The sequence below is a fragment of the Ornithinimicrobium sufpigmenti genome (assembly GCF_004322775.1).
GTDB classification, from domain to species: Bacteria; Actinomycetota; Actinomycetes; order Actinomycetales; family Dermatophilaceae; genus Ornithinicoccus; species Ornithinicoccus sufpigmenti.
In genome coordinates this window covers 1,530,828-1,546,523 of the sequence record NZ_CP036403.1, presented here as the reverse complement: position 1 = coordinate 1,546,523, position 15,696 = coordinate 1,530,828, and the positions used below count along the sequence as shown (strand labels likewise).

Genomic DNA, 15,696 nt, shown 5'->3' with positions numbered 1-15,696 from the left:
GGTGAGCAACCGTCCGGTCCGCGTGGGCATCTCCGGCTGGCGCTACCCGCCCTGGCGCGGGGTCTTCTACCCCACAGGCCTGCCGCAGCGGCTGGAGCTGGAGTACGCCGCGCAACGCATGGACTCGGTGGAGATCAACGGCTCCTTCTACTCCCTGCAGCGCCCCAGCAGCTACCGCGCGTGGGCGGCGGCGACGCCGGACGACTTCGTCTTCTCGGTCAAGGGCAGCCGGTTCATCACCCACATGAAGAAGCTGAGGGACATCGACGTCGCGCTCGCCAACTTCCGGGCCTCCGGCGTGCTGGCGCTCGGCCCCAAGCTGGGCCCGGTGCTGTGGCAGCTGGCCCCGCGTCACCGCTACGACCGGGCCCAGCTGGAGGACTTCCTGCCGCGGCTGCCGCGCACCCACGGCCAGGCCGCACAGGTCGCGGCCGGTCACGACGACCGGCTGCGCGAGCCCGCGCACCTGGAGGTGGTCGACCCCGACCGGCCGCTGCAGCACGTGCTGGAAGTCCGACACCCCACCTTCGCCGACAACGCCGAGCTGCTGGACCTGTTGCAGCAGCAGGGGGTCGGCATCGTCATCGCCGACGCGGCCGGGCTCTGGCCGTACTACGACGCGGTCACCAGCCCGGTCGCCTACGTCCGGCTGCACGGCGACACCGAGCTCTACGTCAGCGGCTACGGCGAGGACGCGCTGCAGGACTGGGCCGCGCGGATCCGACGGTGGCGCCAGCAGGCCGACGTCTACGTCTACTTCGACAACGACACCAAGGTGCACGCCCCGCACGACGCGATGCGCCTGATGCAGATCCTGGAGGACCCATGAGCCCCGTCTCTTCCCTGGCCCGGCGACTGGTGCCTGGCCGCTCCCCGAAGGACGACGGACCGCAGGTGGTGCTCGTCAGCGGCGGCGCCCGCGGGATCGGCGCCGCCCTCGCGCGGGCGCACCGCGCCCGTGGTGACACGGTCGTGGTCGCGGACCTGCGTCCTCTGCACGACGACGACCGCTTCCTGGACGTCCGGGACAGGGACGCCTACGGGCGGCTGGCCGAGGAGGTCGTCGCCGCGCACGGCCGGATCGACCTCTTCTACGACAACGCCGGCATCGCGGTCGCCGGTGTCCTGGAGGAGATGACGCCGCAGCACTGGGCGGACCAGATCGACATCAACCTGCGCGGCGTGGTGCACGGCGTGGACTCCGTCTACCCGCTCATGTGCCGACAGGGCCACGGACAGCTGGTGATCGTGGCCTCGCTGGCCGGCATCCTGCCGATCCCCGCGATGATCCCCTACTCCACGGTGAAGTCCGCGGTGGTGACCCTGGGTCGGGCGCTGCGCGTGGAGGCCCGCCGGCACGGCGTACGGGTCAACGTCGTCTGCCCCGCCTTCGTCGCCACCCCGCTGCTGGCCAACATCAACCCGGACCTGCCGGAGACGGGCGCCAACGAGGTGGGCGTGCGCCTGGTCCGGCAGATCCAGGGCCGGCCCATGGACCCTGACAAGCTGGCCTCCGTCGTCATCAAGGCGCTGCCCACGAACCCGGAGATGATCCTGGCACCGTGGCCGATGGCGCACCTGGCGGTGCTCGGCGAGCGGCTGGTCCCGGTCGTCGGGCGCCGGGCCAGCGGCATCTTCCTCCGGCGCTACCTGAAACTGGCCGCGGAGGCGCAGGAGCAGGCCTAGCGCGACCCGTCGGCCTCGTCCACGGCCCCCTCGGCCGGGTCACGCCGGTTCTCCCCGCCGTCGTGGTCCGGGTGCTGGGAGGTGAGCATCTCGGGGTCGGCGTCCGGGTCCTGCTCGGGGTCGTACCCCTGGGACGTGGTGTTCTCGTCGTCCGGTGTCTGGCTCATGGTCCCCACCGTCGCACCGGATGCCCGCCCGCGCATCCGCAAGCCAGGGGGCGTCGCGGGCGGCCACGACGTGGGCTCGGTGGGACGCGCGGCGTGAGCCTCAGGCCGCGCCGCCCTCGGCGAGGTAGGCCAGCCGGCGCAGGGTCTCCACGTTGCGCATCTTCAGCGGCACGTTGGCCAGCGGGTCCGGCAGCTTGGCCAGGGGTCCGCTGTCCGGCACCTCGGTGATCGTGACCCGGCACCCCTGACCCTCGGCCTCCACATCGAGGATCACCGTCGCCTCGCCGACCGGCCAGATCCGGGCCTGCAGCGCCGCGCGCCGCGGCGGGTCCCACTCCAGCACGGAGGTGGAGTCGTTGATCAGCGCCGGCCAGACCCCCACGGAGTGGTGCAGCTTGGACCCGACGGCGGGCCAGGCCTCGTCGACGTCGCGCATGCGGGTGGCGCCGACCACCCAGACCGGGAAGAGCCAGCCGTTGGCGAGCACGGCGAAGACGGCCTCCGGCGGTGCGGCGATGGACCTCGTGTTGACAGACATCTCTCGGTGCTCCTGGGTGGGTGTGGTCGACGGGTAGGCCGTGCGGGTCTGGTTGCGGGTCAGGGAGACAGGTCGGGCGCGGTGGTGACCCCGAACTCGTGCCGCAGGGCCGAGAGTGCCGCGCGCCAACCGCATACCCCGTGCACCCCCGGACCGGGTGGGGTGGCCGAGGAGCACAGGTAGAGCCCCTTGGCCGGCGTGCGCCACGGGTCGGTCGACAGCACCGGCCGGGCCACGAGCTGGGTGACCCCGACGTGACCGACGGAGATGTCGCCGCCGACGTAGTTGGGGTTGTGCTCCTCCAGCTCCGCGGCAGACCGGGAGGAGGAGGCCAGCACGACGTCGCGGAAGCCGGGCGCGAACTGCTCGATCCGCCGGGTGACCGCCTCGGTCGGGTCCACGGTCGAGCCGGACGGCACGTGGGTGTAGGCCCACAGCAGGTGCCGCCCCTCCGGCGCCCGGGACGGGTCGAAGGTGGTCGGCTGGGAGACCAGCACGTAGGGGCGCTCGGGGTGGCGGCCGGCCGCGACGGCGTTCTCGGCGGCGACCATCTGGCCCCGCGACCCGCCGAGGTGGACGGTCCCGGCCCGCTCCAGCTCCGGGCTCTTCCACGGAACGGGCCCGGACAGGGCGTAGTCGACCTTGGCCGCTCCGCCGCCATAGCTGTAGCGGCGCAGCCGGCGGGCGTACCGGGCCGGCAGGGCGTCCCCGGCGATCCGCACCAGGGCCTTGGGGCTCGTGTCGAAGAGGACCGCTGAGGCGTCGCCGAGCTCGTCCAGGCTGCGGACCTCGTGGTCGGTGACGAACTCCACCCCGTGGGCCCGGGCGTCCTCGACCAGGGCGTTGGCGATCGACTGGCTGCCGCCCACGGGGATGGGCCAGCCCTCGATGTGCGCCAGGGAGGCCAGCACCAGCCCGGCCGCGGTCGGACCGGGAGCCGGCATCCGCTGGATCGGGTGCCCCATCGCGCCGGTCAGCAGGGCCGGGGCCTGCTCGGTCTGCCAGCGCCGGTCCCAGAGCGCGGTGCCCTGGTCCAGCACGCTCAGCCCCATCCGGGCCAGCCCGAGGGGGGAGGTCAGCGGCGGGCGCAGCGGAGAGTCCGAGGTCAGCCGGCCGACCAGGTCGGGCCGGTTGACGAAGGGCTCCAGGAGCCTGCGCCATGCCCTGGCGTCGGGCCCGAGCCCCTCCGCGGTGCGGTCCAGGTCCCGCCACGCCAGCACGGCGCGGTCCGCGTCGAGGCCGTGCGCGTAGGGGATCTCGGGGTCGATGAGCGGGATCCGGCTGCGCAGGCCGAACCGCGTGAAGAACGCCGACGCGTAGGCCATGGGGTGCACGGCCGAGCAGGTGTCGTGGAGGAACCCGGGCTCGGTCAGCTCGGCGGTCTTCGATCCCCCGCCCAGGGTGTCCGCCAGCTCGTACACCCGGACGGGGACGCCCGCCCGGGCCAGGGTCACGGCGGCGGCCAGCCCGTTCGGTCCCGCCCCCACCACCACGGCCGTTCCGCTGCTCGTCATGGGCCCGAGTATCGCAACCAGGGCACGGTCGGTCCTGTCCAAGCGCGCCGCGCCCCGAGCGGTCTCGGCCGGCTCAGCCCACGACCAGGGCGGCCGCGGCCACGACCGCCATCCCCATCGAGGCCACGAACGGTGCCCGGCCCGGCAGCGTCCAGGCGAGCACGGCCAGGGCGACGGCGAGCACCAGCGTCAGCAGCCCCGGGACGCCGAGCGGCCAGCCCCCCGCGGGACCCAGCACCGCCAGCACCACGCCGGCCAGCAGCAGCAGCGGCGCCAGACGGCGCACCGGACCGGCCCCCAGCCGGTGCGGCAGCCCCCGCACCCCCTGACGCTCGTCCTCGGCCAGGTCCGGCAACGCGTTGAGCAGGTGCGCGCCCACGCCGAGCAGCGCCCCCGCCAGCGTGGCCCACCACGGCGCGGCGGACGGCATACCGAGCTCGGCCCATGCCACCGGTCCGGACCCGCCGGCCCACCAGGCGACCTGCGGCAGGCTGCCGAAGGCCAGGGCGTAGGGCAGCCAGGAGACAGCGGTCGCCTTCAGGCCCACGTTGTAGGCCAGGCCGGAGCCGACCACGAGCAGCAGGTGCAGCCCGCCGGCGACCCAGCCCAGCAGCAGCGAGAGCACCACGGTGGTGCCCGCGGCCGCTGCCACCGCCCGACGCAGCACCCCGACCGAGAGCTCACCCCCCACCAGCGGTTTGTCGGTGCGGCCCGAGGAGGCGTCCCGGTCCCGGTCGACCAGGTCGTTCGACCAGCCGATGACCAGCTGTCCGGTGAGCACCGCAGCGGCGACGGCGACCACCAGGGCGGGCCCGGCGCCGGCGCTGACCGCGAGCAGGGTCGCCAGCAGGGTGACCGCCACCGTCGGACCCGGGTGGCACGCGCGCGCCAGTGCGCCGGCGACAGCGGTGGAAGGCATCCACCCAGCCTAGGAGGCCCCTGCCTCCCTACGCTGGGGCAATGCCTGCGATCGCCGCCGTCCGCGGGGCCCTCCCGCGACACCGTTACCCCCAGCACGAGCTGACGGCCGCGCTCGCGCGCGTCGTCGGCCTGGACCCCGGCCGCACCGGGGTGCTGGAGCGGCTGCACGCCAACGCCGGTGTGGACACCCGGCACCTGGCACTGCCCCTGGAGGACTACGAGCAGGCGACCCGCGACTTCGGCACTGCCAACGACGCCTTCATCAAGGTCGGGACGGACCTGGCCGAGGAGGCGGTGACCGACGCCCTGGCCGCGGCCGGTCTTCGGCCCCAGGACGTGGACCTGGTCGTCTCCACCACGGTGACCGGCCTCGCGGTCCCGTCCCTGGAGGCTCGGCTGATGGCCCGGCTGCCGTTCCGGCCGGACCTGCGCCGGATGCCGCTGGTCGGGCTGGGCTGCGTGGGCGGCGCCGCCGGGGTGGCCCGGGTGCGGGAGTGGCTCGCCGGGGAGCCCGACGGGGTCGCGGTGCTGCTGGCCGTCGAGCTGTGCAGCCTGACCCTGCAGCAGGACGACGGTTCGACCGCCAACCTGGTGGCCAGCGGTCTCTTCGGTGACGGGGCGGCCGCCGTCGTCATGCTCGGGGACAGCGCCGCAGAGCGGCACACGCTGCCCGGGGGCGCCGCGCCGGTGCAGGTGGTGAGCAGCCGGAGCCGGATGTATGCCGACACCGCCGGGGCGATGGGGTGGGACGTGGGCGCCTCCGGCCTGCGCATCGTGCTCGGCACCGAGGTCCCGGACCTGGTCCGGGAGCACGTGCGGGAGGACGTCGACCAGCACCTGGGCCAGCACGGGCTGCGACGCGCCGACATCGGCTGGTGGGTGGCCCACCCGGGCGGGCCCAAGGTCCTGCAGGCGCTCGCCGCGACGCTGGAGGTGGACGACGAGGCGCTCGGGGTGACCTGGCGCTCGCTGCGTCGCATCGGCAACCTGTCCTCGGTCTCGGTGCTGCACGTGCTCGCCGACACCCTGGCCGACCACCCGCCCGCCCCCGGCAGCCACGGGCTGCTCATGGCGATGGGCCCGGGCTTCTGCCTGGAGACGGTGCTGCTGCGCGCCCCGGCGGCCCAGCCGGAGGGGGCCGGGTCGCAGCCGGAGGCGGCCGGGTGAGCAGCGAGCAGTGGTTCACCCTGCTGATCGGGCTGGTGGCCCTGGAGCGGGTCGCCGAGCTCGTCATCTCCACCCGCAACGCCCGGGCCGCTCTCGCCCGGGGTGGGGTGGAGTCCGGTCAGGGGCACTATCCGCCGATGGTCCTGCTGCACCTGGCCCTCCTGGCGGGTGCGCTGGCGGAGGTGTGGTGGCTGGACCGGTCCTGGGAGCCGGCCCTGGGCTGGAGCATGCTCGCCGTCGTGCTCCTCGCCCAGGGGCTGCGCTGGTGGTGCATCGCCGTCCTGGGCCCGGCCTGGAACACGCGGGTCATCGTCGTCCCGGGCGGCGAGCGGGTCGAGGGTGGCCCGTACCGCTGGCTGCGCCACCCGAACTACGTCGCCGTGGTGCTGGAGGGTCTCGCGCTGCCGCTCGTGCACGGGGCCTGGGTCACCGCCGTCGTCTTCACGCTCCTCAACGCCTGGCTGCTCACCGTGCGGACCCGTGTCGAGGACCGGGCCCTGCGGCAGCTCACCTGACGTGGGTCCCGACGTGGACCTGCTGGTCGTCGGCGGTGGCCCGGTCGGCCTGGTCACCGCACTGCGGGCCGCGGACGCCGGCCTGGCCGTCACGGTGGTCGAGCCCCGCCGCGGGCCCGTCGACAAGGCCTGCGGCGAGGGCCTGATGCCGGCCGCGCTGGACCGCCTCGGGCAGGTGGGGGTCGACCCGGACGGCCATGACCTCGCCGGCATCGTCTACACCGACGGCCGGCACCGGGTCCGCGCCCCGCTGACCCGGCCGGGCCGCGGCGTCCGTCGCACCGTGCTGCACGCCGCCCTGCTCGAGGCGGCGGAGCACGCGGGCGTGCAGGTGCGGCATACCCGGATGGTCGGGATCGAGCCCGGTGACGCCCGGGACCGGGCCAGGCCGGCGCGGGTCCGCACCGCGGACGGGCAGGCGCTCACGGCAGCTTTCGTGGTGGCCGCCGACGGGCTGCACTCCCCCACGCGCCGCGCCCTGGGCCTGGAGCGGCCGGCCCGTCCCGGGGCACGCCGGTTCGGGCTGCGTGCCCACTACGCCGTCGCGCCGTGGAGCGACGGGGTGGAGGTGCACTGGAGCCGGGACGCGGAGGCCTACGTCACCCCGGTTGCCGACGACCTGGTGGGCGTGGCCCTGCTCAGCCGGCCGCCCGGGCGGTTCGACGCGGGGTGGACGGACTTCCCGGCGCTCGCCGGGCGCCTCGCCGGGAGCGAGCCGGTCTCGGCCGTGCGGGGCGCCGGGCCGCTGCGCCAGCGGGTGCGGTCTACGGTCAGCGGCCGGGTCCTGCTCGTGGGTGACGCCGCGGGGTATGTCGACGCCCTCACCGGGGAGGGTCTGACCCTGGGCACCGCCCAGGCCTTCGCCGCCGTGGACGCCGTCCTGGCCGGCACACCCCTGGCGTACGCGCGTCGTGCGCCTGCCCTGGGGCGCCGGAGCACGCTGCTGACCCGCTCGCTGCTGGCCGCCTCGGGCCAGCGCACGGTCCGCCGGCTCGTCGTGCCGGCCGCGGCCCGGGTACCCGCCCTCTACCGGGGCGCCGTGCGCCAGCTCGCGGACGGGCGGTGAGGCTCAGCCGGCCCGCGCCTCGAGCACGCAGGCACCCAGCTCCTGCGCCGCCATGACGACATCAGGCGGAAGCACCGTCCCGGGCAGCCGCGCACCGACCGACTGGGCGGCTCGCCCACCCAGGGCCAGCGTCGTCTCGGCGGCGATCAGCCCCAGCGGCACCTCGGACCGCAGCAGCCAGCGCGGCTCGTCGCCGGAGATCACCACGAGCTCCGGACGGGCGATCCGCACGCCCCGTAGCAGGTCGTGCAGCGGGGTGCTCGCCCCGAAGAAGCGGATCTGCCAGCCCTGCTCCCACAGCAGCAGGCCGAGGGCGAGCAGCGGCAGGTCGTGCAGCTCTCGGGGCGGGCAGGCGAGCCAGGCCTGGGGCCCCTCGTCCACCGGTGGCCGGCGCAGGGAGTCCAGGTAGGAGCGGACCAGCTGCGTGGACAGGTGCTCCTGGGCCACGGTGACCTTACCGCGCGCCCACCCCTCGCCGAGCTGGCGCATGACCGGGATGACCAGCTCCCCCACCAGCCCCTGCAGGCCGGCCCGCTCCCGCTGCTCCTCCAGCACCCGCACGGCCCGCGCCTCGTCGAAGCCGACCAGCGCGGCATACAGCTCGGACTGGGCCGATGAGGAGGAGGTCACTGCCTGATTCTGGCACGGGCCCGTTCACGCGATCCTGCGCGCGATCGGGTCGCGCGATCGGGTCAGGCGATGCGGTCAGGCGATCGTCACGCCGACGAGGCCGGCTCCATCACTCCGCCGGGGAAGAGCCGCTCCCGCTCGGCCGCGACCACCTGCCGGGCCAGGTCCGCCTCGCTGACGTCATAGGCCTCCGGAGCAGCCTGGGCGGTCTCGCTGACCCGGGCGAACTGGTGGAAGATCTCGCTCTTGCCCGAGAGCAGCTCCACCATCCGCTCGTCGACGCTGTCCTCGGCGAGCAGCCGGTGGACCTGCACCGTCTCCAGCTGGCCCATCCGGCGGGCTCGGGCCACCGCCTGCCACTCGGTCGTGGGCTTGACCTGGGGCTCGCACAGGACGACGACGGACGCGGCCTGGATGTTCAGCCCTACCCCGCCGGCCTGGATCTGGGCGACCAGTGCGGCGCCGCCCTCGGCGCGACCGAAGTCGTCGACGATCCGCTGCCGCTCCGCGGCCGGCACCGACCCGGTGACCGGGCCGAAGACCGGCCCGGGCAGGGCCCGCGCCACCTGGTCGAGCACGTCGCGGAAGTAGGAGAAGACCAGCAGCCGGCGGCCGTTGTCCTCGGCCTCCTCCACCAGCTCGACCAGCCGCTGGAGCTTGGCCGAGTCGTCCCCGGCGGCGAAGGCGGCGCGGCGCATCGCCATGAAGTTGCCCTCGGCCACGGCGTCCCGGTAGGCCGTCTCATCGGCCGAGGACAGCTCGAGCCACTCGTCGACCTCGACCAGGTCGGGCAGCTCCACGAGCACGTCCTCCAGGTTGCGGCGCAGGTAGACCGGCGCGACCGCGCGCCGGAAGTCGGCGGCCGAGCGCTCGCGGCCCTGCAGACCCTCGCGCAGGTCGGGGCGCAGGTAGCCCACGAGCGCCTCGAACTCGGCCGTCCGGTTCTCCAGGGGCGTGCCGGTGAGCAGCATCACGTGCTGCGTCCGCGCCGCCAGCGCGCCCACCCGCTGCGACCGCTTCGCCTCCGGGTTCTTCACGTAGTGCGCCTCGTCGACGACGAGCCCGTCCAGCTCGAAGCCGTCAAGCTGCGGCCACACCAGACCCAGCGTCGTGTAGGTGGTCACCGCCACGCCACCCTCCGTCCGCCACCGCCCGAGGGCTTCGTCGCGGCCGTTCCCGTGCACCCTGCGGGCGGCCAGGTCCGTGCGCTGCCCGACCTCCCGGACCCAGTTGGTCACCACCGCAGCCGGGCACACGACGAGGAACCAGCGACCCCCCTCGGCCGCGTGGTGGGTCAGCACGGCCAGCGCCTCGATCGTCTTGCCCAGGCCCATCTCGTCCCCGATGAGCACCTTGCGCTGCACGAGCGCGAACCGGGCCGCGAAGCTCTGGTAGCCGCGCAGCGAGACACGCAGGAGGCTGGTGTCCAGATCCTGGGCGCGGACGGCCTCGACGACGTCGTCGGGCAGGTCGCCGTGGGTGCCGGTCTCCTCGACGAGGCCCAGCTCGGACAGCAGCGCGTAGTAGTCCGCCGGCCGGCGCAGGAAGTCGTCCCACGGGTCCTCGTCCCGGGCCTGGTGCAGCGCGGCCTGCAGGTCGTGGGCCTGCTCCAGCAGGGGCAGCGCGAGGGCCCGCAGGTCCCCCGCCGTGGGCCCGTCGCTGGCGACCGCGAGGTGGGTGGCGCCCTCCATTCGGTCCGCCAGCGGCTGCAGGGTCTGGGCCAGCGCGACCAGGTCGGCCGCCTTGGCCGCCTGCCGCACCACCTCCCAGGTATGCAGTGCCGTCAGCAGGCGGGCCGCCTGCGGGGTGCGGTCGTGCGGGTCGACGGTTACCGTGGCGTCGTCCTGGGCCAGCGCGCGCAGGGTCTCGGCGGCGCCGAGCATCCGCCGTGCCGTCAGCTCCCCCACGCCGTCGATGCGGGCCAGCCGGTTCCCCTGGCCCAGCGCCGCACCAACCGTCGTGATGCCGGCGTCGACGAGCGCGTTGACGCGCAGCCGCTCCCGGGTCGCCTCCCGGAGCCGGTCGACCGGCATCAGCGCCAGCAGCCGCGCCGCGGCGTCCGCCCGCACCGCCTCGCCGGCGTCGAGGGCGGCCTGCCTGGCGGCCGGCTCCTGGGCGATGACCGGGGCGACCAGGCGGACGGCCGCCGGCAGGGCCGACAGCTCTCCGACGGGCACTACGGCCTGCCGTCGCGGCGGTGCCGAGCGGCTGGCTGCGCCGGACTCCCCGGCCTGCTGCCCGGCGAGCTTCACGGCGCCCGGGCTGAGGTCCTGCCCGGGCGCGACGAGCTGGCCCACGAGCCCCAGCGCCGGGGAGAGCGCCTGCTCCAGCGCCACGGGCAACGCCGGCTCACGGCCCTGCGCCTCCATCTGGTCGAGCAGCCGGCCGACCTGCTCGCCGCCCCACAAGGCATACCCCTCCAGGAGCCGGCGCGCGACCGGCTCGGCCGCCTCGCGCTGCCGGGCGAGGGAGAAGACGCGGCGCAGCCCGCGCAGCACCCGCGTCTGGTCGACCGCCCGGGGCACCTCCTGGGCCAGGTCCCGGATCGCGGTCTCCTGCTCGGACGTCAGCCGGGTCAGCCCCGTGGCCGCGGCCAGCTGCCCCAACCGGTCTCCGTCCTCCGGTCCGAGCGGGAGCACGCGCCAGCTGAGCCCCGCGTGGCGCAGGCCCACGGCGGTGGAGAGCAGCCGCTGACGAGCTGCAGCAGCCTGGGACAGCGCCCGGTCCCGGTGGCCCAGCACCCGCCGGGCCCGCGGCGCGAGCCGCTCCCCCGCCTCGACCGCCTCGTGCAACCGGGCGCGGTCGATCGGCTCGCTCATGCCGACATCATGCCGACACCCCCGCGACATCGAGCCGAGGGGTGCGGATCGGGCCCGCGGTCCACCATGCTGGTCCGGTGAGCACACCAGCCCGCCTCGTCACCGACCGGGAGCGCCGGGCCCGCCTGGCCCGACGGCACGCCGTGCACCCCAGGCACCGGGTGCCCGACACCCTGGCCGCCACCCGCGCCATGACCGTGCTGCACGCGACCGACGCCTCCAGCGTCCACCTGTCGGTCCAGGCGCGCACCGAGGAGTCGGTCGTCGACGTCGAGCGCGCCCTGTACGAGGAGCGCACCGTCGTCAAGCAGCTCGCCATGCGGCGCACGCTCTTCGTCTTCCCCCGCGACCTGCTGCCCGCCGCCCTCGGCAGCGCCTCGGCCAGGGTGGCCGCCGAGCAGCGGCGTCTCGTCGCCCGCGACGTGGAGCAGTACGGCATCGCACCCCTCGGGGAGGGCGCGGCCTGGCTGGAGCAGGCGTGCGCCGCGGTCCTGGAGCACCTGGCCGGCGCCGGCCCCCGGACCGCCCGTCAGCTGCGGGAGGAGCTGCCGGCCCTGGCCGGGACCGTCACCTTCGCCCTGGACAAGAAGTACGGCGGCACGGTGCACATCGCGCCCCGGGTGCTCACCACCCTCGGTGCCGAGGGACGGATCGTGCGCGGCCCCAACGACGTGCACTGGCGCACCTCACGGCCCACCTGGACGTTGACGACCGACTGGCTCGGTGGGACGGTCGCACCCGTCCCGCCGCGGGAGGGGTATGCCGAGCTCGTGCGCCGCTGGCTGCGCACCTTCGGGCCCGGCACCGTGGAGGACGTGCAGTGGTGGCTGGGCTCGACCAAGACGGCGGCCCGGACGGCCCTGGCCGACGTGGAGGCCGTGGAGGTCGCCCTGGAGCGGGACCGGACCGGGTGGCTGCTGCCGGACGACCTGGAGGAGGAGGCGGACGTCGAGCCCTGGGCCGCGCTGCTGCCCAGTCTCGACCCGACGACGATGGGGTGGAAGGAACGCCACTTCTACCTGGACCCGGGGCGCACGGCCTACCTCTTCGACAGCAACGGCAACGGCGGCACCACGGCCTGGTGGCACGGCCGCGTGGTCGGCGCCTGGGTCCAGGACCACGAGGGGGTGGTGCGCATCGTGCCTGCCCCCGATGTGGACCTGGGCAAGGACCTGGGCACCGACGCCCACGAGGCCCTCGACGCGGCGGCGGGCCGTCTGACGACCTGGCTGGACGGGACCGTCATCACCAACGTGTACAAGTCGGCGCTGATGAAGGGCGAGCCGCTGCCCTGAGCCAGGTCGCGGTCAGGGCGGCGGTCGCCCGTGCGTCACCAGCCGGCCCGGCGAGCGCCAGTCGGGCAGCTCCACCACCGCCAGCGCGGAGGTCTTCATCTCCGGGCGCTGCCCGGTGAGCAGCTCCAGCATCTCCTCGCACGCCGGGTTGTGGCCGACCAGCACCACCCCCCGCTCCTCGCGCAGGGAGCGCACGAGGCCCAGCAGCTCCAGCCCGTCGAAGGTGTAGGCCCGCCCCTCGGTGCGCACCGGGGGCGGTTCGGAGAGCTCGGCCGACGCGAGCGTCCACGCCGTGCTGGCCCGCTCGGCCGGCGAGACCAGCGCGACGTCGAAGGCACCTCCGTGGTGCTCCAGCCACCGGCCCGCCTCGGCGGCCTGACGGCGGCCGCGCTCGGTGAGCGGTCGGTCCTGGTCGCTGGCGTTGACGGACCAGTCCGACTTGCCGTGCCGCATGACCACCAGCGTGCGGGTCACCCGCCCCCGCTTCCCGCGCCGTCGGTGTCGTCGGTGTCGTCGGTGTCGTGAGTGCCGTCAGTGCCGTCAGTGCCGTCGCTGACCTCCGCAGCCAGCTCCTGGGCCTGCACCGCCAGGCCCAGGTCCAGCCCCCAGTGCCGCAGCACCCGGGTCAGCGCTTCGGCCAGCTCGCCCGACACCAGCTCGCGCACCTGCGCCTCGTCGGCGTCCACGAGCGGTGCACCGGCACCACGCGCGTGCAGGACCCAGGCAGCGATCGCGCGCAGGCCGCCGTCCAGCTCCCCGTCGGCGGCGTTCGCGCCGGCCTCGCTGCCGGCCCGCAGCGCCGGCACGATGCGGACCGGGAGCTTCTGCGAGCCGTCGGCCGCGATCTGGGCCAGCAGGTGCTTGATCGCGGGGTTGGCGAACCGCTCGGCGAGGGCCTCGGCATACTCGCGCAGCTCCGGCTCCGGTCGGCTCAGGTGCGGGATGGCCACCTCCCACCACTGGCGTACCCACGCCTCGACGACCTCGTCGGCCATCGCCGCGGCCACCGTCTGGTGGCCGCGGAGGGGGCCGGCGTAGGCCAGGAGCGAGTGCGCCCCGTTGAGCAGCCACAGCTTGCGGGTCTCGAACGGGCGCACGTCGTCGGTGAGGACGGCCCCGGCCTCCTCCCAGGCCGGGCGGCCCGCGACGAACTCGCCGGCCAGGTCCCACTCCGCGAACGGCTCGGTCACCACGACGGCCGGGTCGGCGACGCCGGTGAGCTCCTCGGCCCGCTGCTCATCCTCCGGCGTCGGCCGCGGGGTGATGCGGTCCACCGCGGTGGTGACGAAGCCGACGTGCTCCTCCGCCCACGCCGCCAGCTGCGGGTCCAGCTCACGCGCCGCGCCGAGGACGACCCCGCGCGCGACGGCGCCGTTGCCGGGCAGGTTGTCGCACGGCACGATCGTCAGCCCGCCCGCCCCGGCCGCCCGCCGGGCGGCCAGCCCGCTGGCGACCTTCACCGGCATCGTGGTCAGGGCGCCACGGTCGCCGGAGCGCCACGCCTGCAGGTCCGCCTGCACCTCGGCGTCCTGCAGGTCGAGGCCGCCGTCGGTCCCGGCGCGGTAGCCCGCCTCGGTCACCGTCGTGGTCAGGATCGCCACCTCAGGAGCGGCCAGCCAGCGGTGCCAGGCGTCCAGGTCGGTCCCGGGCCAGGCCTCCACCACGCTCTCGATCACCTCGGCCTGGGGCCCGTCGGCGCCGTCGACCATCAGGGTGTAGAGCCCCTCCTGCGCGGACAGCTGCTCGGCCACCCCCCTCGAGCGTCCTGTGAAGGCGGCGATCCCCCACTGCTCCTCCACCGGGCGGCCGGTGTTGGCCCGGTGGGTGTACCACGCCTGGTGGGCGCGGAAGAAGTTACCCAGCCCGAGGTGCACCATGCGCACCGGCGGGGCCGGGCGGGTCCGGCTCAGTCGCGTGCTCACAGCCCGAACACCTCCCGCGGCTGGGTCGAGACGAGGTATGCGGCGGTCTCGTGAGCCTCCTCCTCGCTGAGCCGGTGCTGGGTGACCAGCTCGGCGAGGAAGCCGCAGTCCAGACGGCGGGCCATGTCGTGTCGCGCCGGGATGGACAGGAAGGCCCGGGTGTCGTCGATGAAGCCGGAGGTGCGGGTGAAGCCGGAGTACTCGGTCACCGCCGCCCGGAACCTCTTGATGGACTCCGGTGCGTCGATGAACCACCACGGCACGCCGATGCGCACGCTGGGGTAGAAGCCGGCCAGCGGGGCGAGCTCGCGCGAGAAGATGGTCTCGTCCATGGTGAACAGCACCAGGGTGAGGTTGGGGTGCGTGCCGTAGCGGGCCAGCGCGGGCTGCAGGGCCCGCGTGGCCTCCACGGAGACGGGGATGTCGGCACCCACGTCCGCGCCGTACCGGGCGAAGGTCCCCGGATGGTGGTTGCGGAAGACGGCCGGGTGGAAGGTCATCGTCAACCCGTCCTCGGTGGCCATCCGCACCATCTCGGCCACCATGTGCCGCCGCAGCCGGGCACCGTCCTCCGCGGAGATCTGCCCGGCGCGGGCCCGGGCGTAGAGCCGCTCGGCCTCGGCGTCCTCCAGCGGCTCGGTGCCCAGGTCGCGGTGGCTGTGGTCGGTGGAGACCGCTCCCCGCTCCTTGAAGAACGTCCGGCGGTTCTCCATCGCGGCGACCCACCCGGCATACGTCCCGGTGTCGGACCCGCTCACCTCGGCGAGCCGGTCGACGTCGTCGACCCACCCGGCGGCCGCCGGCTCGAGGTACTTGTCCGGGCGGAAGGTCGGCACCACCGTGCGGGTGAACGACCCGTCCTCGGCCAGGTGCCGGTGGTGCTCCAGGTCGTCGCACGGGTCGTCGGTGGTCGCCAGGAAGTCGATGTCGAACTGCTCCATCAGCGCCCGCGGCCGGGAGGACTCCCGACCGATCCAGTCGGCGACGGCGTCGTAGACCTGGTCGGCCGTCTCGGGCGACGGCACCACGTCCACGCCGAAGATCTCGACCAGCTGCTGCTCCAGCCACAGCCGCATCGGGGTCCCCCGGTAGGCGGGCCAGTGCTCGCACAGCAGCCGGAAGGCCCGGCGGGAGGCCTCCTCGGACAGGTCCCCCTGCCCCACCCCCAGGTCAGCCAGGTCCACACCGCTGGCGTGCATGATCCGGGTGACGTAGTGGTCGGGGGTGATGAGCAGCGAGGCCGGGTCCCGGAACGGCGTGTCCTGCGCCAGCCAGGCCGGCGGGACGTGCCCGTGCGGGGAGATGATCGGCAGGTCGGCCACGTGCTCGTAGAGCGACCTGGCCACCGCCCGGGTGCCCGGGTCGGCCGGGAGCAACCGGTCCGGGTGGAGGGACAGCGTCGCACCGGAGGTGGTCGGGTTGGTCGGGTTGGTCATGTTGGTCGGGTTGGTCATGG

15 protein-coding genes are annotated in these 15,696 nt (G+C 74.8%); 6 read left to right on the top strand and 9 right to left on the bottom strand.

What is annotated here, in order from left to right; genetic code table 11:
- Position 1 precedes the first annotated feature (1 nt).
- Positions 2-829: a DUF72 domain-containing protein gene (locus ESZ52_RS07050; protein WP_131104307.1), complete on the top strand. Its 828-nt coding sequence runs from the start codon at positions 2-4 to the stop codon at positions 827-829.
- Positions 826-1,686: an SDR family NAD(P)-dependent oxidoreductase gene (locus ESZ52_RS07045; protein ID WP_131104306.1), complete on the top strand. Its 861-nt coding sequence runs from the start codon at positions 826-828 to the stop codon at positions 1,684-1,686. The genes ESZ52_RS07050 and ESZ52_RS07045 overlap by 4 nt, the downstream gene beginning before the upstream one ends.
- On the opposite strand, the gene ESZ52_RS19220 is transcribed toward ESZ52_RS07045, so the two are convergent.
- The 4 genes from ESZ52_RS19220 to ESZ52_RS07030 form a co-directional block, all read right to left on the bottom strand.
- Positions 1,683-1,853, bottom strand: a complete 171-nt coding sequence (locus ESZ52_RS19220) for a hypothetical protein (protein WP_181009953.1) — start codon at positions 1,851-1,853, stop codon at positions 1,683-1,685. The genes ESZ52_RS07045 and ESZ52_RS19220 overlap by 4 nt on opposite strands.
- Positions 1,854-1,953: 100 nt before the next feature.
- Entirely contained in the window at positions 1,954-2,391 is a 438-nt protein-coding gene (locus ESZ52_RS07040; RefSeq protein WP_131104305.1) for an SRPBCC family protein, read from the bottom strand.
- Between the two features lie 59 nt (positions 2,392-2,450).
- Positions 2,451-3,905, bottom strand: coding sequence for a phytoene desaturase family protein (locus ESZ52_RS07035; protein WP_131104304.1), 1,455 nt, complete (start codon positions 3,903-3,905; stop codon positions 2,451-2,453).
- Between the two features lie 73 nt (positions 3,906-3,978).
- Entirely contained in the window at positions 3,979-4,824 is an 846-nt protein-coding gene (locus ESZ52_RS07030; RefSeq protein WP_131104303.1) for a UbiA family prenyltransferase, read from the bottom strand.
- A gap of 41 nt (positions 4,825-4,865) precedes the next feature.
- On the opposite strand from ESZ52_RS07030, the gene ESZ52_RS07025 reads away from it, so the two are divergent.
- From ESZ52_RS07025 to ESZ52_RS07015, 3 genes are read left to right on the top strand one after another with little or no spacing between them, the layout of a single operon-like run.
- Entirely contained in the window at positions 4,866-5,993 is a 1,128-nt protein-coding gene (locus ESZ52_RS07025) for a type III polyketide synthase (RefSeq protein ID WP_131104302.1), read from the top strand.
- Positions 5,990-6,508, top strand: a complete 519-nt coding sequence (locus tag ESZ52_RS07020; RefSeq protein ID WP_131104301.1) for an isoprenylcysteine carboxyl methyltransferase family protein — start codon at positions 5,990-5,992, stop codon at positions 6,506-6,508. The genes ESZ52_RS07025 and ESZ52_RS07020 overlap by 4 nt, the downstream gene beginning before the upstream one ends.
- A gap of 1 nt (position 6,509) precedes the next feature.
- Positions 6,510-7,574 (top strand): NAD(P)/FAD-dependent oxidoreductase, encoded by a 1,065-nt coding sequence (locus tag ESZ52_RS07015; RefSeq protein WP_202865421.1) that lies wholly within the window; start codon positions 6,510-6,512, stop codon positions 7,572-7,574.
- Positions 7,575-7,577: 3 nt separating this feature from the next.
- On the opposite strand, the gene ESZ52_RS07010 is transcribed toward ESZ52_RS07015, so the two are convergent.
- The gene (locus ESZ52_RS07010) at positions 7,578-8,204 is read right to left on the bottom strand and encodes a cobalamin B12-binding domain-containing protein (RefSeq protein WP_131104300.1); all 627 of its coding nucleotides are present in this window, start codon (positions 8,202-8,204) and stop codon (positions 7,578-7,580) included.
- Positions 8,205-8,290: 86 nt separating this feature from the next.
- Entirely contained in the window at positions 8,291-11,023 is a 2,733-nt protein-coding gene (locus ESZ52_RS19865; RefSeq protein ID WP_131104299.1) for a DEAD/DEAH box helicase, read from the bottom strand.
- A gap of 77 nt (positions 11,024-11,100) precedes the next feature.
- Between ESZ52_RS19865 and ESZ52_RS07000 the strand changes: the two genes are divergently transcribed.
- Positions 11,101-12,318: a winged helix DNA-binding domain-containing protein gene (locus ESZ52_RS07000; protein ID WP_131104298.1), complete on the top strand. Its 1,218-nt coding sequence runs from the start codon at positions 11,101-11,103 to the stop codon at positions 12,316-12,318.
- A gap of 12 nt (positions 12,319-12,330) precedes the next feature.
- Here ESZ52_RS07000 and ESZ52_RS06995 read toward each other — a convergent pair whose 3' ends face one another.
- The 3 genes from ESZ52_RS06995 to uxaC are packed head-to-tail and all read right to left on the bottom strand — an operon-like array spanning position 12,331 to position 15,694.
- The gene (locus ESZ52_RS06995; protein ID WP_131104297.1) at positions 12,331-12,792 is read right to left on the bottom strand and encodes a SixA phosphatase family protein; all 462 of its coding nucleotides are present in this window, start codon (positions 12,790-12,792) and stop codon (positions 12,331-12,333) included.
- Entirely contained in the window at positions 12,789-14,240 is a 1,452-nt protein-coding gene (locus tag ESZ52_RS06990; RefSeq protein WP_131104296.1) for a mannitol dehydrogenase family protein, read from the bottom strand. Before ESZ52_RS06990 ends, ESZ52_RS06995 begins: the two co-directional genes overlap by 4 nt.
- Positions 14,237-15,694 (bottom strand): glucuronate isomerase, encoded by a 1,458-nt coding sequence (gene uxaC / locus ESZ52_RS06985; protein ID WP_238154500.1) that lies wholly within the window; start codon positions 15,692-15,694, stop codon positions 14,237-14,239. Before uxaC ends, ESZ52_RS06990 begins: the two co-directional genes overlap by 4 nt.
- Positions 15,695-15,696: the final 2 nt, after the last annotated feature.

Excerpts from the sequence above, each read along its gene's own strand:
- ESZ52_RS07035 (WP_131104304.1), bottom strand. The coding sequence starts at position 3,905 with ATGACGAGCAGCGGAACGGCCGTGGTGGTGGGGGCGGGACCGAACGGG.
- ESZ52_RS19865 (WP_131104299.1), bottom strand. The coding sequence starts at position 11,023 with ATGAGCGAGCCGATCGACCGCGCCCGGTTGCACGAGGCGGTCGAGGCG.
- ESZ52_RS07040 (WP_131104305.1), bottom strand. The coding sequence starts at position 2,391 with ATGTCTGTCAACACGAGGTCCATCGCCGCACCGCCGGAGGCCGTCTTC.
- ESZ52_RS19220 (WP_181009953.1), bottom strand. The coding sequence starts at position 1,853 with ATGAGCCAGACACCGGACGACGAGAACACCACGTCCCAGGGGTACGAC.
- ESZ52_RS07025 (WP_131104302.1), top strand. The coding sequence starts at position 4,866 with ATGCCTGCGATCGCCGCCGTCCGCGGGGCCCTCCCGCGACACCGTTAC.
- ESZ52_RS07030 (WP_131104303.1), bottom strand. The coding sequence starts at position 4,824 with ATGCCTTCCACCGCTGTCGCCGGCGCACTGGCGCGCGCGTGCCACCCG.
- ESZ52_RS07045 (WP_131104306.1), top strand. The coding sequence starts at position 826 with ATGAGCCCCGTCTCTTCCCTGGCCCGGCGACTGGTGCCTGGCCGCTCC.
- uxaC (WP_238154500.1), bottom strand. The coding sequence starts at position 15,694 with ATGACCAACCCGACCAACATGACCAACCCGACCAACCCGACCACCTCC.